Genomic DNA, 25241 nt, shown 5'->3' on the forward strand with positions numbered 1-25241 from the left:
CCTATTTAAAAGGGCGGCCCGTAAAGCCGCTTTGATCCTTAGGCTTCGCTTTGAACGATACTGACGTATTTGCGCTTGAGCGGGCCTTTCACCTTGAACTGGACCTGTCCGTCGGCCAATGCGAAAAGCGTATAGTCTCTTCCGCAGCCTACATTCTCACCGGCGTGGAATTTGGTGCCGCGCTGCCGCACGATAATGCTGCCCGCTTGCACGAACTGACCGCCGAAGCGTTTCACGCCGAGTCGTTTGGATTCTGAATCGCGGCCGTTGCGCGAGCTGCCGCCTGCTTTCTTGTGTGCCATCGTGATTCCTCGCTCTTCGATTAGGCAGAGATACCGGTGATCTGAATTTCGGTGTAATTCTGCCGGTGGCCCGCCTGCTTCATGTAATGCTTACGCCGGCGGAACTTGACGATTTTAATTTTCGGGTGCCGGCCATGAGCCTTGATGGTTGCGGTTACTTTGCCGCCATCAATGAAGGGTTTGCCTACTTTCAAGCCGGAATCCGTCTGAACCATCAATACCTTGTCGAATTCTATCTGCTGGCCGGCGTCGGCATTCAGGGTTTCGACCTTGACCACGTCGCCCTGTTTCACCCGATATTGCTTGCCGCCTGTCTGTATAACCGCGTACATTTTTGTTGGCTCCAACGCATGAAATTCTTTTAAACACGGAATGATAACCGTGTATACCCAAGGCAGTCAACCAGCTGCATTTTCTGACTCAAAACAAGCCCGCGTTAGCCGAAGTCGATCCGTCACTCGCACGCAGCGAAGTATGTCATCAGACGGCTATCAGTATTTCGCCCTTGCCCAGTCCGCACATGTCTCCGGCATAGCGCCGTACCCGCTTGAGGGTGTCGGACATTTCGGAGAACCGGGTCTCCAATCCCTGGAAGCCTTTCAGAAGCAACGGTATGAAGCCGAGCGTATGGGTGCCGCAATCATTGAAGGTAGCCGGAATGGATGCCGGTGTCCGGGCAAGCAGCACGGTACCCCGGTTCATGGCATAGCCGAGGTGTGCGCCGACTTCGCCGAGGACGGCAATGGTGCCGGCAGTCATACGCGAACCCAGATAATTCCCGGCGTTGCCCTCGATAAGAATGGCGCCGCGCCGCAGATGGTCGCCCACGCGGTCGCCGACGTTTCCTTTGACGATGACCACGCCGCCGGCCATGCCCTTCTTATTGCCGGGAAGGGCTGCGCCGAGGAAATCTCCGGCGTTGCCGCGAATCAAAATTTCGCCTTTTTTCATTTCGCAAGCGGCGTAAGCGTCGACGTTGCCGCTTACGATGATGCGTCCGCCCTTGAGGTGCATGCCCAAATAACTGCCGGCATCGCCCTCGACGCGGATTTCCCCCTGGCTCATGCCCTTCCCGATATAGTCGAGCTTACGGCTGCCGCGGAAGATAAGGCGGTCGGAACCTTGCCCTTCGATCGAAAACAGTTCATCGGCACGTATTTGCCGGTTGCCGTATTGCAGCAATTCGGCGCCGATTTCACTCGCGGATTTGTCGGCGAGCCGATCCGGCGTCAATGGGGACACGTCGATCCGTTGTTCGAGTTCGGCCTTCAGGGTGAAGGTGAGCGCCGTCATGCCATGATCTCCTGAAGATGGAATAGGAAAGGACCCAATTTGCCGCCGTAATTGCCCGCGCTGATGCGGCGTATGCCGTTTTCGGCGCCCAGGCTGCAAGCCGCCTCGATGCCGACCCGCATGGCTTTCTTGATGTCGTCATCGGTCAAGCCGTCGATGACGATCTCCATGACCGATTCGATTTCGGGGCTCAAATCCGTCCTGGTTTGACCTTTGAGCGTGGGGCAGAACGCGTCGTTGGTCGACGCCGACAAGGCTTTGTACTTGGAGCCGACCTTCGAGCCCGAGCGCACCACGCCGCCGGGGAAAGGCATGATGACGTTGGGGATCTTTTTCATGGCTTCGATGGCGGCCTCGCAAGCGGCCAAGGCCTGCGGCTGGCTTTCCGCCAGGATCAGGAAGTTGCCGCCGCCTACGGCCTTGACGGTGCAGGTGGTATCTTCGCAGAGGAACTCGCCGTCCATGACCGGGACGCGCCAATACCGTTTGCCGTTGATGCGCTTGGAGATCTGGAATCCGTCCCCGAAGAAGCGGAGATTCTTGCCCAAGGGAATCTTGTCGCCTTCGTGAATGCCGGCGAACAGTGCCGAGGTGGGCGAGGTCAGCACGCACTGGCCTGCGCGGGTTTCCACTTGCTTGGCCAAGGTTTTGCCGCCCATGGCGAAAATCAGCGCGGAGATGCCCGGTCGTCCGTCCGGCGTTTCACTCGGATCGAGTTCTCGCTCTATGCCTGCTTCGCAGCCACACGCGATTACCGAAGTGGCGAAGCCTGTCATGGCCTGAGCCGCATGATAAGCCCATTTGAGATTTTGAGCGGTGATGATGACCCGTGTGGCCCTCATCGGAAAGGCTTCGGCGAAAGTCGCATCGATCTGGACGCCGTTAATGTTCATGCAGTTCCTCACGGCTCTTTTGTTTTATTTGCAGAATTCGGGTGCTTTGCGTCTCAACGGGGGAGAATGCTCGCGCCATTCTTGTTAGGCCTGACCTTGGCAGGGATGAACGAGAATCTTGCTGCGTCCATCGTTCTCGATTTCCCAGTCGCGGATGATGAAGTTGTCCATCTTCATGGTGTGGTAGCGATCGAAATAGTCCCGCAGTCGCCCTTCGATACCCGCGCGCTCGAACTCCGGCTTGACGGTGTGCACATTGCCCCAGACGACTTTGACCACTTCGCCGTTGCGGACGACCAGTTCACCGTCCTTGAAGACATAATCGGGCTTGGTGAACATCGCCTCCTTGTCCTCCTGTTCGGTGTATACGGTAACGTCCCCGGCGGCTCCCGCGCCAAAATGGCCGCGGTCGCTGAGGCCGAGAAGCCTGGCGGCTCCGGCGCGGGTCATGATCGCGATCTCGTACAAACTGTACTCGCGGTCGATGGAGCCGAGCGTGCTCAGCGCGGCGGCATCGGCGTTGATGGTCGAGAGCATGTCGTTGCGGAAGCTCTTGTCCATCAGCAGCCGGATCAAATGGGGATAGGTGGTGAATGGCGCACCGTTAGGGTGATCGGTGGTGAGGAAAATGCGCCAGGGATCGTCCACCAGCAGGAAGATTTCGAGCCCGATACACCATTGCAGGGCATTGACGAAATTCTGGTCCCTGTACTTGAACGGTACCACCCCGCAGCCGGCGTCGCATTCGATGTCCATGCACACCCATTTGTTCGGATGGGCATGATGGGAATTGACGAACTGGCGCATGGAGTCGCCCGACGCGGTGACGGTCTGGCCGAACAGAATTTGCCCTACATCCGCCGTGATGTTGCGGTTCTTGTTGATGGCCTCCGCGATCTGTGCCGCGCCCGAAGAAAACTTGCGGTCGCCCTCGGTGCCATAACTATGGAACTGGATATGAGTTAGATGCATCGGCAAGCCTTCGATGCCGGTGATCGTGTTCAGCGTCGTTTCCAGATTGCCCGGCACCCCTAGATTGCAGCCGTGCACGTGCAGAGGGTGAGGTACGCCCAATTCGTGTACCGCCCTGGCCAGTTTCTGCAAAACCTGGCGCGGCGTGACGCCGTAATAGCTATGCTGATCGTCCAGATCCAGCTTGCGCTGGTTGAATTTGAACGCGCTGATTCCGCCGGGATTGACCACCTTGATGCCGATGCATTGGCTGGAGTGCAGAGTCCAGGCCACGTAATCGTTGATGACCTGCTGGTCGGCGCCGGACGAGAGTAGGCGCAGATAGAAATCATCGCTGCCGAGCATGGCATAGCCGCCTACGTCCATCAGCGGTACGTCGGCCATTTCCATGTGCGCTTGGCGGGCGTTGATGGGGAGCACCGCCGGTTCGAAGCCGGCGGTATAGCCCATTTCCGCATAGCGATAACCGGTGGTCAGCGTGGAGGGCGTGGCATGGCCGCAGCCGGCGCGTTTTAATCCCGAACGGGGCGATGGATCGGCGCGGTGATCCTCCGGCAGGAGGTTGCGGGCGATCGTCACTTTGCCGCCGCCGATATGCGTGTGCATGTCGATGGCTCCGGCCATGATCACTTTGCCGCGGCAATCGTATTCCTGATCGGGCGCCATGCCTTGAATATCGGAGTGAGGAACGATCCGGCCGTCGCGGATGTAAATGTCCAGCACCTGGCCATCGATGTTGTGCGCGGGATCGTAGACAGTGCCGCCCGTGAGTTTAATCAGCATGAAACAAGCTCTCCTGTGGATCGTTACCGCAAGGTGATACCGCTGGTCCGGTTATATCCGGAATCCGACCCAGTCCGGGCGGTCGCACCTCGGGGTCGTCGTCAGAAACACCAATCTCAGCGGATCGGTCTTGCCGCCGCAGTCGTCATGCAATGACGCTGGAGATCGATGGGTGGGATGAAAAGGCGGTACTGGCATCGAACTGATGTAAATGTCTTTATGGAGCCATTCCTAGCCGGAAGAGGCTAAATATGTCCAAGTCCCAGCAAAGCATTCGCCACTTCTCATCGTTGGACCCGCGTATTCACAAAGTTATGCAAAAACACGCGGTCCCAGGATTTTCTGGAAGGGACGGCCAATAAACTCGAATCAATCTGACACAATGCCTCTTCCGTAGGCTTGGTATAGCCCGGAAGAATAAGCAACCCGGTTTAACTTTTCAACTCGACGGCATCGGTTCGGACGGAAAAGGGTATCGCCAGAGTATGGGGCGGGGTGCAAACAGCGGTTTGAACGGGCTGATTCTGTGCCTGTCCTCCCGGTTTGCTCTGGAATGCGGCGGGGCAAGCCGGGAGGGAATAGGAACTATCGGAGACTGTTGCTACGTGGTAGAGCCGAGTGCTTGCTCGATCGCTCGAAGCACATCGGATGCTTTGAATAGCTCGGACTTGCGGAGTTGGTACAGCGGCATGGCGACGACATTGTCGCAACGGTACATGTGGCCGGCAAAGTCGATGCCGGGCACGCCCACGGGAATGAACACGTCGGGTTCGGATTCGAAGCGCATTCCCGAGCGGCCGATCACGACCGTGGGTACGTCACTCGCCGGAGGCGGCGTCGAGCTCAGGCTCGAAATCCAGAACAGGGCATCCGCTTCGCTGTTCGCGAGGAGTCGTGCCGCGCCGTTGTGGTAGGGGTCGTATTCTGGGTAACCTCGAGCATAGCTGACGCGCGTAGGATAACCGCTGATCCATGCGCACACCTGGCTCGCGGTGCGATCGCCGTCCTGTCCGCCCAGTGGCAATACGGCGGCGCGGGTGTCTTTATTCAGCGTCGCCACCATCTGGCACAGCTGCTGTACGGTCAGTTCGGCGTTAGGAAAGGCGAGTTGTCCCGCGGCCCAGGTCACGACGCTGTAATGGGCTTGGCGCAGCCGATCCACGACCGATTGCAGCTCCGAGACGGGGATGCCGGCGACCTGTTCCGCTTGAAGTTTCGCGCCCTTGGCCAGAGCCGAAAGCGCCGCCGCCACATCCGGCAGGCTCTCCTGGGCACAGGGGATGACCTTCGGCGGGCGGCCGTCGGGGGCGGTGGCCGCCTGGCCGGTCGGGGCGCGGCCGATGAAGATGATTTCGCGCTTGCCGGTGTCACCGTTGAACAGCGTTTCCTTGTTCCAGACGAAGCGTTCGAAGAAGCGCGGAAAATTGAGTTCGATATCGGTACCGAACGAGACCAGAACCTCCACCCGATTCTTGAGTTCGCCCAAGGTCGTCGCCATCCAGCCGGAATCGGCCAGCACCAAGAGGTTGCGCAAGCCGCCTTCGGCACGCATTTGATCGAACACGCCTCGGCAACGGTCGATCAAGGAAAGCGCCGCGCGGGTTTCGTCGACATCGGTGCCGAAGCCGCTGAATACCGGGAGGCGAGTGCTTTTCAATATTTCCGAGGCGCGCGCGACGGCCTGGTCCAGCGTAGCCGGCTTTCCGGCGATGCGTGGAACGGTATCGGCGATCGCTTGCTCGAAGCCGGGAATCGTTACGGCGTCACCGTTCTCGAGGATTCTGACCCGCTGGCCCTCGACTTCGATTTTCAGGTCGTCCGAGGCTATGCCGCAAAACGGGCTGGGAACGTTTTCGAAAACGCGGGTTTGGGTACTTTCGGTCATGCCATTTCTCTCAAGAGATATCAAGACGTCGGGTGGCGTAGCCGCCGAAGAGGTAAAGGATCATATGCGGACAGGCGCAGGTGTTGCACCAAATCGCGCAAGAATAGGTCTTTCGGCCTCAACTTTCAACTTCGGGCCAGCTAATACTTGGGCCCCGTAATCGTCTGCTATTTTCGGCGGCACGAGCCGTAATCGATCGGAAAGGTTTGGGTGGGATCAGTGATGGGTTTGGTGAGCCCCAGATCAGCCAGGACATCGGGTTGGCTCAGTCTGGACTTTGCTGCCGCCTGCTCAGATAGCACACGGTGAGTCGGCATTTCATAGGCGAAAGCCGATGCGCCCAAGACAGCCGCCGACAGAACTCCAAACAGCTTGGAAGTTAGTCTGCTCATTGCAGGTACTCCCGGAAGAATTCCCTGGCGGAACCACAATTTTCAAAGCTGAAGTAGTTTTCCATGGCCTGTAGGGAAGGAAGATTGGTGTTATGGATACCCAAGCTATCGAGACGTTCTCGTTCCTTGATCAACGCGGCATTTTTTTCCTTGGGCAGGGAATTCCACTACCCATATATTGCATTGGGTCATGAATATATTTCCCGTAATCCTCCAAAGTGCCCTTGAACTTTTCCAGCTTGATGACCTTGCCGTCCCAGTCGGAATAGCGCACGGGGATGTCGTTCTCGGGCCGGAGCCGTTCCGGCTGCCGACTATTGACCAAGACGCGAATCCGATAGCCACCCTTGAAGAATTGCAGCGCTGGATCCTCGTTTCCCAGTCTCGTGCCATACGGCAAGTGGCTGGGAACCGCTTTCGGTCCCCAGCCGGGGATATGGAACTGACCTTGCTCGTCCGTGACCGCTTCTATTATTTCCAACTCTCCGGTACTTCGCCACGCAGGGTCGTACAGTACCCAGTCCGCCACCACGTTGACGCCCTCCAAGGGCTCCCAGGTCTCGGCGTCGACCACGGTCGCGGTAATCGGCTTGGCCGAATAGGTCTTGGCGCAGGCCGGCAACGATAGTGCGGTGAGAAGAAGATATAAGTACAAAATGATGCGGGGTAGTTCCATGGACGCTCCTTCACACGGAAGCGGGCTGCCGGATGCCGCCCGAAGTCTGAAACAGCTTGCTTCAGTTGTCCTCCCGGTCCGGCAACGGCGGCGAGGTGAGCGCCTGGTAGAAGTACTCGCGCGCGAATTTACAAAGGGGTCTGCCCCCTTTATCTTTTTGGCCCCGTTTTCCGTGCGCGAGCCGCTCCAAGCTCTTCAGATAATTTTGATAATCGGCAACGTATTGGTTGGGCTGGGTGTTCTTGAGGGTTTGCAGGGCATTCTGGATTGTATACAGGGCTTTCCGCTTCGCCTCGAACTCTTTCTCGACCTGCTTTTCTCGGCAAAATGCTTTTCCGGATTTGCGATTTTCACGTCCGGCAGCGTCGTGGAATAGCAGGAGTAGCGCGAGCACCAGGGTAATCAGGGGCGGCTCGAGTCCGGGTTTCATGAATGGGATCCCGCATGGATCAATAATTTACCCGCGCAGGCACGGGATCGAGCGGGTTTATTAGCGGTGGGGGTTCGGAGAGGTTAGTGTCGCTTAATGTTTCGTATATAGCCTGAGCGCCATAGATTCCCCGTTTCTCGCGGTACGGGGTGGAATCCATAGTATTGGTTTCCGGATCGAGTTGGTTGATTGTCGCAGTGTATGTATACGTATGAAGAGAGGGTTCTGAACTGAGATCCGGAGTGGACCCTGCCGGATACCCTTCCGGAAAGATTTTCATCCAATAGGCGGAAAAAGACCCTGGGTCGGTCAGCACCGCGAGCCGTCCATACCGGCTCACCAGAACGCCTTCGATCGCTGCCGTCGCGGCATACGTCTCAACCGGGTTGGCGGGATCGAAATTCGTCGGGGGTACAAAACGAAAGTAAGCGGAGAATCGATACCGGTACTTGCAGGTATCATAATCGACCTTGAGGATCTGGTCACAATAGTACTGCTTGAAAGGGTATAACCCAAAAGGCAACCCTCCCCATAAATATTGCTCCATAGTATTGTAACTGCCGATTTGGAAGTCGGGTTCGGCGATGTCCTTGGTGGCGACCGCCACCGCGTCTTCCTCCTGCCCTAACGGGCCGCGATAGACGACTTGCAGGTAGAGGTCCGTGGCGTTGATGGGGATGGGAGTCGGGAAGAGGAACGTAACCGGCTGCGCGTCGGCATTGATGCCGGCGGGCACGTCGGTCTCCTCCGAGACGACGATATCTTCCTGCTTCGAGCGGCACTGTTTCCAGTCGTTAATCCTGGCATTATTTTCATCCTCGGCGCCGTATTCCCCCGACAGGTCCGGCTGATAGCAGCTGTTGCGGTGAAACTTGGCCACGGCCTGGAGCTTGCCCGGCGCTCCCATGGGTTCCACTCCAGTGACGGCGGGCGTGACGTTTCTCAACTTAAGCTTGATCTTGCGGAAGCCGTCCGTGTTCTTCGCTTTCTCGACCGAGTGATCCACGACGCCGTAGACGCCCTCGTCGGGCAGGGAGATTTCCATCTTACCCCGGAAGAAGTAATTGATGAGGCCGGCGGAGTAGGCGACAGCGCGGGGGATGAGGAACTCGTGGGCAGAATCCAAGTCAAAGCGGTTCAGCGCAAAGACAGGAGCCACTCCTTTCTTTTCTAGTTCTGGATCGAATAGCGAATAGCTCGCTGCCCGTGGATTGTCCCTGGTTTCGCTGGGCCGGAGACTATCTGTGACGGTGTTTGCAAAGAAGGTAATCTCACCCGAGATGGCGGGAGGGCAAGGAGGCCGCCCTTGCGCCTCGGCCTCTGCGCACACAGTTACGACATCAAGGGGCTGTCCCTTCATCAAGGAAGACAATGTCGGAGAAGGAAGTGCCTCCGAGCTGAAAAGCGTCCCGGAGGAAAAAAATCCTCGATTAGTGTATTCGGCGATGCCGTTTCCCCCGGTGCCGTTTCCTTCAGTAGTTGTCCAGAACTGGCGCGGCGTGGTGAAATTGCCGGTATCGTCGGCGGAATATACCGGAGCATAAGTGGTGAACCACATATTGGCCGGGGGATTTCTCAGCGTCCACTTCTCGTAGAGGCTTGGATTCCACAGGCCCAGGAAATAGCCGGGAAATGCGCAAATCAGTCCATCGCAATGCGGTTCGTTGCGCACATGCTGGGGTTGGGCCATGTCCTGTAAGTGGTGGATAACGTGCCCCAGCGTCTGGAAGGTCAAGCCCCAGTTCTTGTCCCGCTCCGCCTTGTCAGGCTTGGTCAGCGCGTCATAAAAATACTGCCGCCCTTTCTTGTAAGAAAACGGCTGGTCCGTGCTGAAATCCTGGATATCCTCCAACGCCCAATTCGGAGAGGGCGCACCCGGCATCCAGCCGTCCACCGTCAAGCCTTGCCCATTTACTGGATTAAAAAAGTGATAGAGCGCCTGGATATCGCGGCGATTGTCTTCGAAAGCGGCACCATGCTGTATCAGTGCGCTAATGGTCATCAGGTTGCTAACGCCAAAGCCTAACAACGTGTCTGAATTAGGGAATTTTTGGCTCTCATCGTAGAGGTCTACGCCTTTCAGCCCAAGCTGTTTTAGCGTCGAAAGTTTGCTTAGAATTGAATCTTGTGCCGCATAAGCTGCCATTGTCGTATGCGTCCCTACTTCGTATCCACAGGCCGGAATCACCCATGCCAATATAGCGGCTATAAATATAAAGAAGAACGATTTTATTGTCATTTGGCATACTCCTTGAAAAACTCATCCGCCGATCCGCATCTTCCTTTATATTGATCAAGGAGACCAATTGACCAAACTTCAATATCGGCCTGTGGATCAATTGCCTTGAGGCGTTTTTTTTCAGCATCCATGGCCAAGATCATGAGCGGTATTTTTTTCCACTCGCAATCTTCCACAATATCTACCAAATATGAATACAATCCACCGTAGAAAATCTTGATCATTGTGTGAGTAACAACGGGATCCGCTTTCGCTAACTTTATAGTTCGCCCGCTCACCCACGATTTGCGATGAATGCCTGGCGTTTTCGTCCCAGCCCCTGGATAGTTGTTTGTGATCATCTTCCACTCGTAGCCCGGCTTGAAGATGATGATTCGAGGGTCTTGATCGCGCAGTTCGTACAGCATCGGATTGAGCTTAGTGAAGCCTTCGAAGTGGAAGCGGCCGGCCTGGTCCGTGACGGTTTCCTTTACTTCGAGCTGGCCTCTATCACGCTCACCATCGAGGCTGCCGACCACCAATTGCCAGTTCGCTACCACGTTCGCGCCTTCCAGTGGCTGATTCGTCTCGGCATCCACCACCCGCGCCTCGATCGGGTCGGCGATGTAGAAAGGCGCGCCGCAGCCCAGCAAAGAAATCAGCACGAACGCCAGTAACAGGAATCGGAACTTGCTCATTTTGCTATCTCATTCATCGAGGAAATCTTGCCCGTAGGGGCAGCAAGCCCAAGTTTCATAAAGTCCCATCCAGGATATGTAGGCCGTTAGTGTGCCGGTTCGAAAAAATTCGCCATTTGAGCTCCATTTTTCATACTCCCTGAAAAATGCCTTGACCGATCCGCACCCTTTTTCTGAATAGTACTTTTCGTTCGAAAGCAACCGGTCATATAACCCCAAAGTCCGGAAACGGATATGGTTAGCCTTAAAGACTTCATTTTGCTTGCCAGTAGCCAGTATCACCAATGGAATTCTTTTCCATTTGCAGGGGTTCTGAGGAAGCTCTGTAGGATAAAGAACCGCCACATTCTCCAAGAGGATATTTAGATAAGAAAGCTCTCCCGCGTATTCTTCAAGATTTCCCTTAAACTTTCGCATCTCGATAGTCTTCCCGTTCCAATCGGACGTTCTGACGGAAGGCCCTTTGCCGCGCATTTGCTCCGCTGTCTTGCGGTTATAGAGGGCTAGATACTTATAGCCGCTTTTGAACAACAGCAATTGGGGATCCGTATCTTTCAACCGGGCGTTCTGGTACTCCAACGGATATCCGCTCGGTATCGCCTTCGGCCCCCAGGCCGGGAAACTGAATTGCCCGGCACTATCCGTGACGGTTTCCATTACCATCATCTGTCCCAGGTTGGTGCCGCCTTCAAGGCCCCCTTCCAGTTGCCAGTTCGCCACCACGTTCACGTCTTCTAGCGGCTGTTTCGTTTCGGCGTCGACCACCCGCGCCTGAATAGGCTCCGCCGAGTATTTCGTCGCGCAGGCCTGCAGGGGCAACAGCAGCGCAGTCAAGATGGGAAGCAGGAAATTTTTCATGACCAGTCCTCACATGAAATCCAAACGCCATCCTCTCCCCGTAGGAAATGGCAGAACGGTGAGCGGCGCGCCATCCGGAAAAAGCGTTGATTTATGAGCCGGATCGAAGAAGTGGTTCGTACTGCGGTCGTTCGGCACGTCCTCGAACTGGGCGCCACAGGCGATGAGTTCCCCTATCAGATAAGATTCACCGTGCTTACAATTCACGAACTCCTCCGAATCGTCACCTTGGGTCGCGGGAAATTTCTGGGTGGCGTCAAGCCCAAGATTCCGCAGTACGGACTGGTCGGCCAGCATGGATTTGTCGGATGCTGCGCTCGACAATTCGCCGTGGGCCGGAATCTCATACGCGTGTGTCTGCCAAGCATTCACCAGCGCCGCCAAGGCCAAAGCGGGTATCGTCTGCCGTTTCATTTCAGATATTCCGAGAAGATTTCTTCCAAGCGGCCACATTCGTTCTTATCGCGTCTTGAGGACCACCATCGGTAATCGATGGTGCTGTTGCGCACTCCGCTCACTCCGGCCGCATTCAGCCTGTCCGCTTCCCGGAACATCGCCATCAGCCACCGCCTGAACTTCACCCATTTGCAGTCCTGGAAATGAAAACCGGAAGCGGACTTGACCATGCTCGCGTAGTCTTGCAGGCTGCCCTTGAACTTCTCCAGCCAGATGAGCTTGCCATCCCAGTCGGAATAGCGCACGGGGATGTCGTTCCTGGGCAGAAGCCGTTCCGGCTGCCGACGACTGTTGTCTAGGGCGCGAACCCGATAGCCACTCTTAAAAAAGTAAAGCCCTGGGTCTATATTTCCCAGTCTCGTGCCATGCGGCAAATGACTGGGAACCGCTTTCGGTCCCCAGCCGGGAATATGAAACTGCCCTTTTTTATCGGTCACCGCTTCGGCAACTTCCAGGGAGCCATCACTCCGCCAAGTGGGATAGTGCAATATCCACTCCGCCACGACATTAACGCCTTCGAGCGGCTCCCAAGTCTCGGCGTCGACCACGGTTGCGGTAATCGGCTTGGCCGAATAGGTCTTGGCGCAGGCCGGCAGTGATAGCGACGTGAGGACAAGAAGCAAGCGACAGGTCATGAAAAGGGTTTTCATCGGGCTTTACCTCACATGGAATCCAGGCGCCAGATCCCGCTGGGATCTTGCAGGAAATAGATCAGGAAGACGTGGTTCACGCCATCGATCGTGCGGCCGATCGCGTACTCAGCCATGCCTTCGGCATAGCTTCCTAACTGGGGCTCGGTATAGCTGCCGATGATTTCGGCCATATGCGGCATAAGCACATCAAACACCGGTCCGTACTTCGCTCGCGCCGGAGGACTCAGATAGTTCAGCGCCGTTATCTTGTCCCCGGCGATCAGGGCGCTGTTCATGCCGGTCCACAGGGACTGGAACATTTGATCCGTTTGCTCCGGATCCTGCACCACGATCGGGAAGCTCTGGGTGAAGACCGAACCATCCTCCAATGTCACTTTGACGGCCGTCCGATAGGTCCACGGCGTCGAATATGTAAGGTTGAAGTTCACGCTCGCGGTGAAATCGATGGTGCCGTTTCCGTCCCAATCGACCTCCACCTTCTGCACCGGGCTCGACGTGTTGTTCGTGACGCTGAAATCCACCTTGAGCGGCGACAGGCCGCTCTGCGGCTCGGCATGTATCAGTACGCCCGGCGCCGGTGCGCCGGCGACCGAGATCGACTGGCTGACCGTCTGTCCGTCGAGCGTCGTTAACGTCGCGGTGAGGGTTTGAGTCTCCGTGGCAATCGGCACGTCATAGGCGTAGAAATCACCGTCCACAAGGGTGGCTACTACGCCATTGACGCTGATGCCGGAATGGAGGGGCGCGAGGAATCGGCCGCTCACCGTCACGTGATCTCCCGCAACAGTGGCGCCGTCGGCGGGGCTCATGATAGTGAGCCCGAGCGCATTCACCAGTATGCTCACCGGTGCCGAGGTCGTGCTTGCGCCCAGGTTGTCGGTGGCCACGGCGGTAAGGGTATAGCTGCCCGCAGCGACATTGGTCCAGTTGAACGTGTAAGGCGCGCTGGTGGCTGTGCTTAGGATCGTCGTACCCTGGTAGAAGTCGACCTTGGCGATGTTGCCGTCAACGTCGGCGGCGCTGGCGTTGAGAGTGATCGTCGCCGGCGCCTGGAAGCTGGCGCCCGCCGCGGGGCTGGTGAGGCTCACCGTGGGCGGGGTGTTGGGCGGTGGGGCGGCTACCGTGATGCTTGCCGCCGCGGAAGTAGCCGTCGCGCCGAGGTTGTCCGTGGCTTTTGCTGTCAGGGAGTAGCTCCCGGCAGGCACATCGGACCAAGTGTAGGCATAGGGTGCAGTGGTGACCGTGGCAAGCCGAGTCGAGCCGCTGAAAAACTCGACCTGTGCAATGCTGCCGTCGGAGTCGGCGGCGTTGGCAGCGAGATTAATCGTGGCTGGTGCGGTGAAGCTCGCGCCGTTAGCTGGGGAGGTGAGGCTGACGGTAGGCGGCGCGTTGGCGCTGATGGTAATGGACACGACCGCCGATACGGTCAGCGCCCCGCGGTTATCGGTAGCGCGGGCCGACAGCGCATATTGCCCGGCCGATTTGGCGCCGCTCCAAATGACAGAGTAAGGTGGCGCGGTGTCGGTGCCGATGAGCGTTGTACCACGGTAGAACTCCACCTTGGCGATGCTGCCGTCGCTGTCCTGGGCTTCCGCCGAGACGGAGATTGGTTCGGTGGTCCCGAAAACCGCGCCATTCGCCGGGGCAGTGAGGTATACCGATGGCGGCTGATTGGCCGGGGCAATGGTGAGGATGACCGGTTCGGAGGTCGCGACCGCGCCGCGGTTGTCTATGGCACGGGCAGTGAGGGTATAAGTGCCGGCGGACATGCCGGCCCAATGAAACCAGTAGGCGTTGCCGGCCTCCAGATAAGATGAGGGGTTGTCGACCGAGCCCACGAGGACGTCATCCGCATAGTAGTCGACCCGGACCACGTGGCCGTCGGGGTCTACGGCGTCGGCGTTCAGGTCGAGGCCGGTCGAGGTGTCGAATGCGCCGCAGTTGGCCGGCGCAGTAAGCGCCACTAGTGGCGGCCGGTTGACAGTGATGACGACCGGCTCGGAGATAGCGGAAGCACCCAGGTTATCGGTGGCTATGACCCTAAGCGTATAGCTGGCTGCGGGTACATTGGACCACGTGTATGTGTAGGGCGTGCCGGTAGCCGTGCCGATCAGCGTCGTGCCTTGATAGAAGTCGACCTTGGCGATGCTGCCGTCGGTGTCGGTGGCGGTGGCCGACAGTGCGATCGTGGCCGGGGCAGTGAAGCTCGCGCTATTGAGCGGTGCGGTGAGGCTGACAGTGGGGGCGATGTTTTTGCCGGCGACCGCCGTCAGGGGCACCGCAGCGGCGAGCCAGAACACCATACGATAGATGAGGCGAGACATGGTTTCTCCCGTTCCTGTTCAATCGCTTCAGTTGCAGACGAGACCCGTATTGACGACCAGATGAAGCAAGGCCGAGTCTGCGGTGATTGGGTTGCTGCGGAACACGGCGGTGAGCCGGTGGATCCCGGCCGACAGCGTCGTCGTGAGAGTCGCGGAGCCGCCGTTCAGAGGGGCGCTACCCAATTGCGACGAGCCGTCCATGAAAAAGACATTGCCGGTCAGGTTCGGGTCGGAAACAGTCGCGGTCAGTGTCGTCGATGTTCGCGAACTTGCCGGGTTCGCCGATGAGCTGAGAGTCATCCCAACCGAGGACGCACTGAGCTTGAACACGACCGCATCCTCACCACCTTTGTTCGCCGTTTGAAAAGCGCCGGTAGTCGTCTCAAAACCGCCAGCGTCTTCCGTCGCTACGTAGGCGTTGCCAGTGCTGTCGACGGCAATCGCGTTACCGGCTCCGGAGGGCAGGCCGTCATCCACATCGCCTCCCGGTGTGGGGCCGGTTCTGACGAACGCGGAGTAAAGAAGGACATTCCCGGCCAAGCCGATTTTCGATACGAAAAGAGAATCTTCACTGTCCTGTTGTTTGCCGGGCTGAAGCGAATCGATCAGCGGAAATGTGTACGTGCTGGCAAGTCCCGTCACATACGCATGCCCCACATCATCAATGGCTATGCCATAGGCGACGTCTCCGCGTATCTGGAAGGCGTTGAATACCGAATAGCAATAGCGGGTACAGATTTCGCCCCCGAGAAACGACGCATAGGCGAATCCGTCTCCCCCCGGCAAGAGCTTTGCGACGAAAGCATTACCCAGGCTCGAGTTGGTGAGAAGGTACCCGGACTTGGTGGGCTGAAAGGCGTTCTTGACGGGGAAGTTGCTGGAGTAGGTTTCTCCCGCCACGTAGGCGCTACCTTGGGTATCGACCGCGATGGCGTTCGCCGAGTCGTCCATGGAACCGCCGAGGTAGGTGGAGAAAGCGAGCGCCGTGCCCGAGGCATTCAGCTTGGTTACGAAACCGTCCTGTCTGCCCTGACGCGTTGCCTGCAAAGCATTCGCGGTAGGAAAGTTATCCGACGTCGTCGAGCCCGCGACATAAGCATCGCCGCTAACGTCGACGGCGATGCCTTTGCCCGCATCGGTGCCGTTGCCGCCGAGAAAGGTCGCGTAAACCATCCCGGTGCCGTTCGGATTGAGCTTGGCGACAAAGGCGTCGGTGCCGCCCGTGTTGTCGCTGGTCGGCTGAAAGGCGTCCGGAGTCGTAGTGAAATCCGGTTTGGCGCTGCCGGTGAGGTAAGCGGCGCCAGAGGCGTCGACGGCGATGCGGGTGCCGGTTGCGCCAAGGACATAAGTCGAATATACGAGCCCGGTGCCGCTTGCGTTCGATTTGGTGACGAATGCGCCTCCGCCCGTCACGCCCGATTGGTAGGCGCCGCTTGTCACGGGATAATCGCTGCCGGTGGTCCGGCCGGTGACGTAAGCGTTCCGGCTTCGTCGACGGCGATACCCGTCGCCCAATCCAAGGTGTTTCGTCCCCCCAGATAGGTGGAATACACCAGGGCCGATCCCGTCGGGTCGATCTTGGTAACGAAGACATCCCTATCGCTGTTGCCCAACGACCGGTCGTAAGGATTCTTGAGCGGAAAGTTGGAAGAATACGTATACCCCGCAACGTAGGCGTACCCTGCCGCATCAACGGCAATGGCAGTGCCGGCGTCGTCCGAGGTTCCTCCGATGTAGGTCGAATAGCTCAGCACCGGGTCAATGACCAGAGGCATTCGCGTATCGTAGGCGGCGACACTAAAGCCAACTTGGTTTTCTGCCGTACGGACGTACTGTCCTTCGACCGCTCGTTTCTCTCCTTCTGCAAGCTGGTAGACGAACGGCCGTTGAAAGATCAATTGCCTGCTTCCGGTGTGAAGCACCAGATTTCCGTCGTCATCGATCTCGATACGCTCGGGACCTTCAAAAGCGATCCTGATCTGTGCCGGATCGCCGCCCGGCGAGACAACCAGGTCGTATTCCAGATGCCGCTGGTTGCCGTAATAGACGAGGTCGATGCCGGGATAGATTGCGGCTAGCGGACCTGGGCAAAACTTTCGATGCCGCTGAGATGCCTGGAAGAGTCGGAGCCCCTGAAATAGCTGGTCTTGCCGGGGAGTGGGTCGATGCCTGCTACCGCGGCATCCCGGCGTGCTCCGACAAAGCGCATGCGGAGTGTGTCGAGTGCAGGTTCGAGTGGGCTACCTGCCAAATCGACGACCGCTTCCGAATGCATCAGTAACACTCGGTAGCCGGCTCCCCGCGCGACGAAGTCGACCGCATCGTCGGCTTGGCCATGGTTCTTCTCGAAGGCCATGGGCAACTTTCCGTAGCTTCTCAGAATCAGGCCGGAATCGAGACCCTGGTGCGACGATGCCGCGGATTCGACGGCCCTGCCGCTCGTCGTCTCATTGCCATCCGGCCGCGGATCAGCCGCGATGCAGGCGGCGCAAGCCAATAAACCCGAGACAAGTCCCAGACCTTTCAAAAATAGGCTCATTCCTTTTCCCCCGAAGTGATGGTCGATGGCTAACCTTCATGAAAGGTGCGCTAGCTGCGGCGCGGTACAAGCGAAGTCCTCACCGCAAGTTGTTCTTATTCCTGAAGAGTTGCTTTTTTCAGTAGCCGGAAGTATAGCTGCAATTTCCGGCCTATCTTGTCCGGCGGCAGCGCCCTTCCGTCCGAGCTGAATCAGCCGCCTCTATGAACTCTATGTGAGAATCCATGCCATTCCGTTATCAAAGGCATTGCTGTCGTATGTCGGCGTTAATCCCGCACTGTTCATGCGTGATCGATCTGGTTCCATAAGCTCCAAGGTCGACAAACCGGAGACCATGCAATAGCATGTCCCTTTGCAGTTACTTCTCGAGCGGAAATATCCGCGGCTCTCCGGAAGTCGTTCTAGCCAATGTCAGTCAATTCCTCATCCCACCACAAGCTTCGTGCGCGAGTTATCGCTCCGGCGCGTTTGCACATGGGCTTTCTCGATCTGGGCGGGTCCTTGGGGCGGCGTTTCGGCAGTATCGGCGTCGGTGTCAACGAAATCGCGACGAGACTATCGATGATGCCTTCGGATCGGCTGACCGCGCACGGACCCGGCGCGGATCGGGCCATCGCTGCCGTCAACAAGTTCGTCTCCGCGCTGGAGCAGGATTTCGCGGTCGAGATTCGGATCGAGGACGCCATACCGGGGCACATCGGACTCGGCTCCGGCACGCAGCTCGAACTGGCCGTAGGTATGGCTCTGTCCCGGCTTTACGGTCTCGACCTGTCGGTGCGCAATCTCGCTCCCATTGTCGAGCGGGGCGCACGCTCCGGCATCGGTATCGCCGTATTCGAGCAGGGCGGCCTGGTGGTCGACGGCGGGCGCGGCGAAAACACGGTCATCCCGCCGGTCGTCGCTCGCCTGGAATTTCCCGCGGACTGGCGTCTCATTCTGGTGTTGGACGAGCGGGATCTGGGCTTGCACGGCAAGGACGAGATCGAGGCTTTCCGCGCCTTGCCGGTTTTTCCCGCCAAGGAAGCCGCGCATCTCTGTCATTTGCTGCTCATGAAAGGCTTGCCCGCATTAGTCGAGCGCGACATCCGAGGTTTCGGCGAGGTGATCGCGGAGTTGCAACGTTCGGTGGGCGATTATTTCGCACCTGCTCAGGGCGGACGCTTCACCAGCGCCGGCGTCGCCAAGGCCTTGGCTTTTCTCGAAGCTCAGGGCGCCGTCGGCATCGGTCAGAGCTCCTGGGGGCCGACCGGTTTTTGCCTGGTTGAGAACACGACGCGCGGGGAAACGCTGGTCACCGCGGCGCGGCGGCAGTTCGCCGGCACGGCGGGTCTCCGGTTTCTGCTGGCCACCCCCCGCAACAAAGGCGCGGATGTTATGTTGGAGCGAACGGATGCGTCGCGCGAAAAGACGTTGCGTTTATAGCCGCGGCGCGTCGGCGGCGAAGCCATTGAGCGATCATTGGAAAGTTTGCGCGACCTATCGGAACGCCTGCTGCTGATCGGCTGCTCGGCGAGAATGCTGGCGCAATCGGCGGCGCGTGCCGGAATTCGGCCGGTCTCGATCGATCTTTTCGCCGATCGGGAAACACGCGCCTGTTCCGAGCGCTGCGAAGCCGTCAACGGCGCCGACATAGGTTTCGAGCGGGAAAGCGTCTTGCGAGCCGCCGAGCGGCTTGCTCCGGCGGAGCTCGGATACGCTCTGGTTTACAGTAGCGGTTTGGATGCCGATCCCGGCATTTTGGAAGGACTTGCGCAAGGGCGGACGCTCTACGGCAATTCGCCGGAAATTCTCCGTTTATTGAAAACGCCAGATGCCTTCTTCGATCTGCTCCGGCAGCTCGATATTCCTTACCCGGAATCCAGCCGAACGTGGCCGCCCGATCCGGAGAACTGGCTGTTGAAGTCCGCTCGTAGCGAAGGCGGCAAGGGTGTGCGTTTTTGTGCCCGAGCGGAACCGGATTCGAGCGGCTATTACCAGCGCAGGCTTCCCGGCAAGGCCATGTCCGCCCTGTTTCTGGCGAACGGCGAAAATGCGCGGATCATCGGTTTCAACACGCTGTGGACGGCTGATTGTCATGTCGATCAGCCGTTTTTGTTTGCCGGCGCCATCAATCGAGCGGAACTTGCGTTAGAGCAGCGGCAGCAGGTGCAGGCGTACGTCGCTCGCCTGATCCGAGCGGTTCCGCTCAAGGGGCTGAACAGCCTGGATTTCATGCTCGATGGCGAGGTGTGCCGGGTTCTGGAAATCAACCCTAGGCCGAGTGCCACCATGGCCTTGTACGATGAGGATTTTTCACGCGGGTTATTGGCCGAACATATTCGGGCGTGCCGAGGGGGAATTCCGGGTGCTGCGGACACCGGCGGCGTCACCCGGGCCTTCAAGGTTTTTTTCGCATCGCGGGAGCTCGACGTGTCCGAAACCATGTGTTGGCCGGACTGGTGTACGGATACGCCGGTGCCGCGCACGCTGATCGACGTTGGTCAACCGGTGTGCACCGTTCGCGCGGAGGGGGCCGACTGTCCCGACGTTGAACGTTTGATCGAGCTGCGGACAACCGAGCTGCACGAACGACTGTACGGCTAGTACAATCACCTTTTCTTCAATGAACCGGGCAAGAGGGTAACCATGCAACACACTGTCAGCGTTAACGCGCACGCGCTTCCCATCGTCAAGTACATGATCGCGAATGCCGACAAGCTGCGGCTCAAGATCGACAAGCTGGGAAACGGCTGCACCATCATCGACGCCGGTATCGAGGCGGTGGGCGGTCTGGAGGCGGGGCGCTTGATCGCGGAAATCTGCATGGGTGGACTTGGGAGCGTCACGCTTACTCACTCTTCAACCTTCAGTCGCTGGCCTCTGACCGTGAACGTTCATTCCACGAATCCGGTAATTTCCTGTCTGGGCAGTCAGTATGCCGGCTGGAGCCTGTCCCACGGAGAGGGCAAAAGCGCCTTTTACGCGCTCGGTTCGGGCCCGGCGCGTGCGATGGCGACCAAGGTCAAGGACGGCAACGAAGAGCCTGTCGAAGAGCTTTATAAGGAACTGGGCTATCGCGACCACGGCAAGGAGACGGCCATCGTGATGGAGGTCGACAAGGTTCCTCCGGTCGAGGTGATCGAGAAAATCGCCAAGGCCTGCAAAGTGGACGCCAGCGGGGTCAACGTCATTCTGACGCCCACCTCCAGCCTTGCCGGCAGCATGCAGGTCGTCGGCCGCGTACTGGAGGTCGCCCTGCACAAGGCCCATTCGCTTCATTTTCCGCTGGGAAACATCATCGACGGCACCGGAACCGCTCCGGTTCCGCCGCCTCATCCCAATTTCGTCAAAGCCATGGGGCGCACCAACGACGCCATTCTGTTCGGCGGTACCGTGCATCTGTTCGTGAAGGGCAGCGACGAAGCGGCCGAAATGCTGGCCAACGAACTGCCGAGTTCGGTTTCCCGCGATTACGGCAGGCCGTTTGCCGAGGTGTTCAAGGATTACAAGTACGATTTTTTCAAGGTCGATCCGATGCTGTTCAGCCCAGCCAGCGTCATTGTCACGGCAGTCGAGTCCGGCCGCAGCTTCCATGCCGGCAAGCTCGACGAAGCGCTCCTGGAACGGTCCTTCGGAGAATAATTTGGGCCGCATCGCGATCATCACCGACGATCCGGGCTGGCACGGCGCACGACTTCGCGAGGCATTGGCAGCGAAAGGGTATGGCTATTCCTATGTGTCCTTGACTGCCTGCCGGCTGAATCTCGAGTCCGGCGGTTTGCCGGTGCTCCTGCCGAGCTTCGAGGACGGCCTTCCCGACGGCGTTTTCGTGCGTGGCGTGCCGGGCGGGTCGCTGGATCAGGTCGTTTTCTACCTCGACGTGCTGCACGCATTGAAGCTGCTCGGGATTCCGGTATACAACGACGGTCGGGCGGTCGAGCGCACCGTGGACAAGGCCATGACCAGTTTCATGTTGCAGTGCGCCGGCATACCGACGCCGCCCACCTGGGTGCTGGGCAGCCGCGAAGAGGCACTCGATCTGGCCGAGCGGGAGTTGCGCGCGGGCCATCAGCTCGTGTCCAAACCTTTGTTCGGCTCCCAGGGACAGGGCTTGCAGCGATATGAAAAGCCGGAGGACCTGGCGGGGCTGAGCGATAGCAGCGGCGTTTTCTACCTACAACGTTTCGTGAGTTGCGGTGAACAGCCCCACGACTTCCGCGTATTCGTCATCAGGGGCAAGGCGGTGGCCGCCATGCGGCGATGCGGTGTGAGCTGGCTGAACAACGTCGCTCAGGGCGCTCGCTGCGAACCGGTGCGTCTCGACGATCTGCTGCTGTGCCGATTGGCGGAGGATGCGGTAAAGGTTTTGGACATGGGCTACGCGGGGGTGGACATCATCCGCGATCACCACGGTCGGTACAGCGTGCTCGAGGTCAACAGCATTCCGGCGTGGAAGGGCTTGCAGAGCGTCAGTAAAGTATCGATCGCCGATTTGTTGGTCGACGACTTCCTGTCGCTTTGTCACCCCGAGCCTCACGGGGAAATCCGGGTTCGGTGACGTCGGTTCCGATGCCTATTCAACGGGACGCTTTATTGTCCGCTTACCTCGATGCCTGCGAGACGGAGCTTCGCGCCTTCAAGCCGGGGAACGTCAGCATTTATTCCGAGGCGCACGATATGACCGTGGAGGACTTCCGGCGTAGCGCCGCGGCCAGCGGGCCTTTCTTGTGCGACTCCGATCTTTCCCTGGGCGAGAAGATCTATCACGCGACTCGGGCGACTCGCGAGGTCGTCCCCTGCAATACCAATCTCGGCATCATCCTGCTGGCCGCGCCCCTGTTTCAGGCGTTTCAGGAGATTCGCGAAGGCGAAACGCTCAGGGATACGCTCCGGCGGGTACTCGGTGCGACGACGCAAACCGATGCGGACTGGACTTACAAGGCCATACGGCTGGCGCAGCCGGGCGGCCTCGGCGAGTCTCCGGATCAGGATGTTCGCGACGCGCCGGAGGTAACTTTGCTCGAAGCCATGCGTTTTGCGGAACATCGTGATCGCATCGCTTATCAATACACTAATTCTTTTGCAGATGTTTTTGATTTCGCGATTCCACGTTATCATAGGAAATTGTCCCAGTGGGGCGATAAAGAATGGTCGGCAGTGGCGGTGTTCGTAGGCTTACTCAAGCATATTCCCGACAGCCACATCGAGCGTAAGTTCGGCGCTCGATATACAGGGATAGTTGCCAGCCGAATGGCGCAGATCGATAAGGCGTTATCCGTTTCCGATAGACCGGAACAAGTCATGCCGCTCCTCCGAGAAGTGGATGCGGAGTTCAAGTCCGGCGGAATCAATCCGGGTACGACGGCCGATCTCACAGTAGCGTGTTTGCTGGCCGTGCGCCTGGAAGCGTTGCTGGGCCAGCGCAAGCGAAAGACGGGCTGTTTTCTGGAAGCGTAGAGGCACGTCGGCACAACAACAGGGATTTTTTATGCTTCGCTTGGGGAGGAGGATATGGCAGTGTCGTTACTTCGAAAGTTTTTTCTTTTACCAAAGAGGAGTTAGCAATGGGGAAAATCAATAAGATGTTGGTGGGTGAGGCTCTGTGCGGCGGCGGCAACGAAATCGCCCACATCGACCTGATCATGGGTCCGCGCGGCAGCGCCGCAGAGACGGCTTTCGCCAACTGCATCACCAATAACAAAGACGGATTCAGCAGCTTGTTGGCCGTAGTCGCGCCGAACCTGATGGCCAAGCCGAATACCGTCATGTTCAACAAAGTCACCATCAAGAACGGCAAGCAGGCTACCCAGATGTTCGGGCCTGCACAGCGCGGCGTTGCCATGGCTGTGGCCGATTGCGTCGAAGACGGCACCATTCCTGCCGACGAAGCCGATGACATTTTCGTCTGCGTAGGCGTATTCATCCACTGGCTGGCTGAAGACGACGCGAAAATCCAGGACTACAACTACGAAGCCACCAAGCTGGCGATCAAGCGCGCCGTTGCCGGCGAGCCGAAGGCAGCCGAAGTTGTGGCTCAGAAGGGTCAGATCGAGCACCCCTTCGCAGCGCACAAATAATCGCGCTTGTCGAAAAAACGTTGCCCCGGCACCGGGGCAACGTTTTTTTTTTCGTCCGTAAGTCACGAATTCTCAGACTTTCCTCAAGTCACCGCCTCCTCCGAATCCTCGATCACACGCCCGATCAGCCGCGAGTCAATAGTGCCGGAATGCAGGGCGCTGGCTAGCAACACGCCGGCCGTTTCCATGGATTTAAGCCGTATCAGATCTTGTTCGTCCCGCACGCCGCCGGCTACGATGAAGCGTCGGTGGGGATGTTTGCGTCTGAACGACGCCAAACGGTCGAAGTCGGGACCCGCCGTACTGCCCACATGGGAGAGACTCATCAAGATCACGGTTTCCGGCCAAAGTTCCGGGCTGTACAGCAGTTGCTCAGCCCCTAACAAGCGGTCGCCGAGAAAGTCCAGCGACAAGATGAAGTCCGGATATGAACGGGCCAGAAGCGGCAAAGATTCCTCGGAAAGCGATTCGCTGCCGACGACCGATCGGGCGTGCTTTTTAACTGGAAAAGACTCCAATTCGCTGAGGCGTGGCAGTCCTCGATCCATCCAGAATTCGACCTGCGGAAAGCTGCGCTCCAGTTCAACCGCCAAATCAGTTTGGGGGTCTTTGCCCATGAGCGCATCGAGATCGGCGATATAGACCCTTTTGAACGGATACAAGCCGAGCAAACCGCGTATGACGGCCTCCGGTTCGGGAGTCGAACACAACACGCTTTGCAGCGGACGGTATTGCTCGCGCCGGCCCTCCCTGGCGTGCACGGCGACACCGCCCATGATGTCGACGACGGGGATGATGTCCATTTGATGCAGGAATGAAGATACTGGTTTTCGAATATATTACCGGCGGCGGGATGCTCGGCGAAGCAATTCCACGCTCTTTGGCGCAGGAAGGGGAGTTGATGCTTACGGCGCTCCTCAGGGATTTGTCCGACTTGCCGGATGTTCGGACGGTCGTGTTCAGGGATGCGCGGCTCCCCCTTTCGGGCCGGAAGTTTTCCGGGGCCTCATGGGTCTTTGTCGATCGGAAAGACGATCTTGAGTGCCACCTTGTGGATCAGATCGAGCGTTGCGACGCGGTGTGGCCGATTGCCCCTGAAACCGGCGGCATTCTGGAGCGTCTTTGTCGTCGAGTCGAGGCGGCCGGCAAGGCGCTGTTGACCAGCCCGTCCGACGCCGTCAGCCTTGCCGCAAGCAAGCTGGCGACCGTGAAGCGCCTGCAAAATAAAGGCGTTTCTGCCGTTTCGACTTACGCTCTGAGCGAATCGATTCCTCTGGAATTCCCACGTGTCGTGAAGCCGGACGACGGCGTTGGTTGCGAAGGCGCCCGCATCATCGAAACCGAGTGGGTCTGGAAGACTTGGGCGGCCGAAACCGACGACCTTGCCCGGTATGTCGTTCAGCCTTTGATCGAAGGCGAATCGCTTAGCCTGTCCGCACTGTTTGCTCACGGGAAAGCGCGGCTGCTGAGCTGTAACCGGCAACGGATCGTCAGGTCGCGGGGCGGTTTTGCCTTGCGCGGCTGCGAGGTCGGCGCCATCCGGTCGGGTCTTGCCGCGTATCGAGCCTTGGCTGATTGGATCGCGGAGGCCGTGCCGGAATTATGGGGCTATGCCGGGGTCGATTTGATGCAGTGCGAACAGGGGCCGAGGGTGCTCGAGATCAATCCGCGACTGACCACGTCCTACGCCGGGCTGCGGCAATCCTTAGGCATTAATCCGGCCGCGCTGGTTCTGGAATTGTGGCGGAGCGGAATCTTGCCCGAATTCGACGCGGAATCGGGAAAGCCCGTCGAGATTGGTTTGGAGACGTGA

27 protein-coding genes are annotated in these 25241 nt (G+C 58.4%); 8 read left to right on the forward strand and 19 right to left on the reverse strand.

Translation table 11 applies throughout. The features are described 5' to 3' along the window. Positions 1–38: 38 nt before the first annotated feature. The 17 genes from rpmA to JOD69_RS06105 all read right to left on the reverse strand — a co-directional run bounded on the left by rpmA (position 39) and on the right by JOD69_RS06105 (position 16608). On the reverse strand, positions 39–302 hold the full coding sequence (gene rpmA, locus JOD69_RS06025) for a 50S ribosomal protein L27 (protein WP_077732072.1): 264 nt from the start codon (positions 300–302) through the stop codon (positions 39–41). A 20-nt stretch (positions 303–322) separates the two neighbouring features. Next, positions 323–634, reverse strand: coding sequence for a 50S ribosomal protein L21 (rplU, locus tag JOD69_RS06030; RefSeq protein WP_086133706.1), 312 nt, complete (start codon positions 632–634; stop codon positions 323–325). A gap of 148 nt (positions 635–782) precedes the next feature. After that, positions 783–1595: a formylmethanofuran dehydrogenase subunit C gene (locus JOD69_RS06035; RefSeq protein ID WP_086133705.1), complete on the reverse strand. Its 813-nt coding sequence runs from the start codon at positions 1593–1595 to the stop codon at positions 783–785. Continuing rightward, entirely contained in the window at positions 1592–2488 is an 897-nt protein-coding gene (gene fhcD / locus JOD69_RS06040; RefSeq protein ID WP_077732069.1) for a formylmethanofuran--tetrahydromethanopterin N-formyltransferase, read from the reverse strand. The genes JOD69_RS06035 and fhcD overlap by 4 nt, the downstream gene beginning before the upstream one ends. An 84-nt stretch (positions 2489–2572) precedes the next feature. Then, positions 2573–4243, reverse strand: a complete 1671-nt coding sequence (locus JOD69_RS06045) for a formylmethanofuran dehydrogenase subunit A (protein ID WP_086133704.1) — start codon at positions 4241–4243, stop codon at positions 2573–2575. 601 nt (positions 4244–4844) lie between these two features. Next, positions 4845–6128 carry a formylmethanofuran dehydrogenase subunit B gene (locus tag JOD69_RS06050; protein WP_086133703.1) on the reverse strand — a complete coding sequence of 428 codons (1284 nt, stop codon included), beginning with the start codon at positions 6126–6128 and terminating at the stop codon, positions 4845–4847. Between the two features lie 167 nt (positions 6129–6295). Further along, positions 6296–6520 carry a hypothetical protein gene (locus tag JOD69_RS06055; RefSeq protein ID WP_077732066.1) on the reverse strand — a complete coding sequence of 75 codons (225 nt, stop codon included), beginning with the start codon at positions 6518–6520 and terminating at the stop codon, positions 6296–6298. A gap of 130 nt (positions 6521–6650) precedes the next feature. Next, on the reverse strand, positions 6651–7196 hold the full coding sequence (locus JOD69_RS06060) for a hypothetical protein (protein ID WP_086133702.1): 546 nt from the start codon (positions 7194–7196) through the stop codon (positions 6651–6653). 61 nt (positions 7197–7257) lie between these two features. Continuing rightward, positions 7258–7626 carry a hypothetical protein gene (locus JOD69_RS06065; protein ID WP_086133701.1) on the reverse strand — a complete coding sequence of 123 codons (369 nt, stop codon included), beginning with the start codon at positions 7624–7626 and terminating at the stop codon, positions 7258–7260. A gap of 19 nt (positions 7627–7645) precedes the next feature. After that, a complete protein-coding gene (locus JOD69_RS06070) occupies positions 7646–9865 on the reverse strand; it encodes a hypothetical protein (protein ID WP_086133700.1) in 2220 nt (739 codons plus the stop codon). Continuing rightward, positions 9862–10542, reverse strand: coding sequence for a carboxypeptidase-like regulatory domain-containing protein (locus tag JOD69_RS06075; protein ID WP_086133699.1), 681 nt, complete (start codon positions 10540–10542; stop codon positions 9862–9864). Before JOD69_RS06075 ends, JOD69_RS06070 begins: the two co-directional genes overlap by 4 nt. A 9-nt stretch (positions 10543–10551) precedes the next feature. Continuing rightward, positions 10552–11400 (reverse strand): hypothetical protein, encoded by an 849-nt coding sequence (locus JOD69_RS06080; RefSeq protein ID WP_077732060.1) that lies wholly within the window; start codon positions 11398–11400, stop codon positions 10552–10554. Between the two features lie 9 nt (positions 11401–11409). Then, positions 11410–11814, reverse strand: a complete 405-nt coding sequence (locus JOD69_RS06085) for a hypothetical protein (protein WP_077732059.1) — start codon at positions 11812–11814, stop codon at positions 11410–11412. Further along, complete coding sequence (locus JOD69_RS06090; RefSeq protein ID WP_077732058.1) at positions 11811–12506, reverse strand: hypothetical protein; 696 nt, start codon at positions 12504–12506, stop codon at positions 11811–11813. The genes JOD69_RS06085 and JOD69_RS06090 overlap by 4 nt, the downstream gene beginning before the upstream one ends. A gap of 11 nt (positions 12507–12517) precedes the next feature. After that, positions 12518–14833, reverse strand: a complete 2316-nt coding sequence (locus JOD69_RS06095; RefSeq protein ID WP_086133698.1) for an Ig-like domain-containing protein — start codon at positions 14831–14833, stop codon at positions 12518–12520. Positions 14834–14860: 27 nt separating this feature from the next. After that, positions 14861–16273, reverse strand: a complete 1413-nt coding sequence (locus tag JOD69_RS06100; protein WP_086133697.1) for an SBBP repeat-containing protein — start codon at positions 16271–16273, stop codon at positions 14861–14863. Continuing rightward, positions 16270–16608, reverse strand: a complete 339-nt coding sequence (locus JOD69_RS06105; RefSeq protein ID WP_086133696.1) for an SBBP repeat-containing protein — start codon at positions 16606–16608, stop codon at positions 16270–16272. Before JOD69_RS06105 ends, JOD69_RS06100 begins: the two co-directional genes overlap by 4 nt. A gap of 111 nt (positions 16609–16719) precedes the next feature. On the opposite strand from JOD69_RS06105, the gene JOD69_RS06110 reads away from it, so the two are divergent. Then, on the forward strand, positions 16720–16911 hold the full coding sequence (locus tag JOD69_RS06110) for a hypothetical protein (protein ID WP_139841037.1): 192 nt from the start codon (positions 16720–16722) through the stop codon (positions 16909–16911). Here JOD69_RS06110 and JOD69_RS06115 read toward each other — a convergent pair. Next, entirely contained in the window at positions 16908–17372 is a 465-nt protein-coding gene (locus JOD69_RS06115; RefSeq protein ID WP_077732054.1) for a hypothetical protein, read from the reverse strand. The genes JOD69_RS06110 and JOD69_RS06115 overlap by 4 nt on opposite strands. A 408-nt stretch (positions 17373–17780) precedes the next feature. Here JOD69_RS06115 and JOD69_RS06120 point away from each other — a divergent pair, with 408 nt between their 5' ends. From JOD69_RS06120 to fae, 6 genes are all read left to right on the forward strand, one after another. Further along, a complete protein-coding gene (locus JOD69_RS06120) occupies positions 17781–18794 on the forward strand; it encodes a beta-ribofuranosylaminobenzene 5'-phosphate synthase family protein (protein ID WP_086133694.1) in 1014 nt (337 codons plus the stop codon). Between the two features lie 36 nt (positions 18795–18830). Next, positions 18831–19955, forward strand: coding sequence for an ATP-grasp domain-containing protein (locus tag JOD69_RS06125; protein WP_086133693.1), 1125 nt, complete (start codon positions 18831–18833; stop codon positions 19953–19955). Between the two features lie 42 nt (positions 19956–19997). After that, positions 19998–20993, forward strand: a complete 996-nt coding sequence (mch, locus tag JOD69_RS06130; protein ID WP_086133692.1) for a methenyltetrahydromethanopterin cyclohydrolase — start codon at positions 19998–20000, stop codon at positions 20991–20993. Position 20994: 1 nt separating this feature from the next. Then, a complete protein-coding gene (locus JOD69_RS06135) occupies positions 20995–21909 on the forward strand; it encodes a RimK family alpha-L-glutamate ligase (RefSeq protein WP_240502624.1) in 915 nt (304 codons plus the stop codon). Positions 21910–21944: 35 nt separating this feature from the next. Beyond that, entirely contained in the window at positions 21945–22808 is an 864-nt protein-coding gene (locus JOD69_RS06140; RefSeq protein WP_348529946.1) for a triphosphoribosyl-dephospho-CoA synthase, read from the forward strand. 107 nt (positions 22809–22915) lie between these two features. Further along, a complete protein-coding gene (fae, locus tag JOD69_RS06145; RefSeq protein WP_077732049.1) occupies positions 22916–23428 on the forward strand; it encodes a formaldehyde-activating enzyme in 513 nt (170 codons plus the stop codon). 83 nt (positions 23429–23511) lie between these two features. Here fae and JOD69_RS06150 read toward each other — a convergent pair whose 3' ends face one another. After that, complete coding sequence (locus JOD69_RS06150) at positions 23512–24231, reverse strand: HisA/HisF-related TIM barrel protein (protein WP_086133691.1); 720 nt, start codon at positions 24229–24231, stop codon at positions 23512–23514. A gap of 11 nt (positions 24232–24242) precedes the next feature. Here JOD69_RS06150 and JOD69_RS06155 point away from each other — a divergent pair, with 11 nt between their 5' ends. Next, positions 24243–25241, forward strand: a complete 999-nt coding sequence (locus JOD69_RS06155) for an ATP-grasp domain-containing protein (protein WP_086133690.1) — start codon at positions 24243–24245, stop codon at positions 25239–25241.

Source organism: Methylocaldum sp. RMAD-M (assembly GCF_017832375.1).
In the GTDB taxonomy this organism is placed as follows: domain Bacteria; phylum Pseudomonadota; class Gammaproteobacteria; order Methylococcales; family Methylococcaceae; genus Methylocaldum.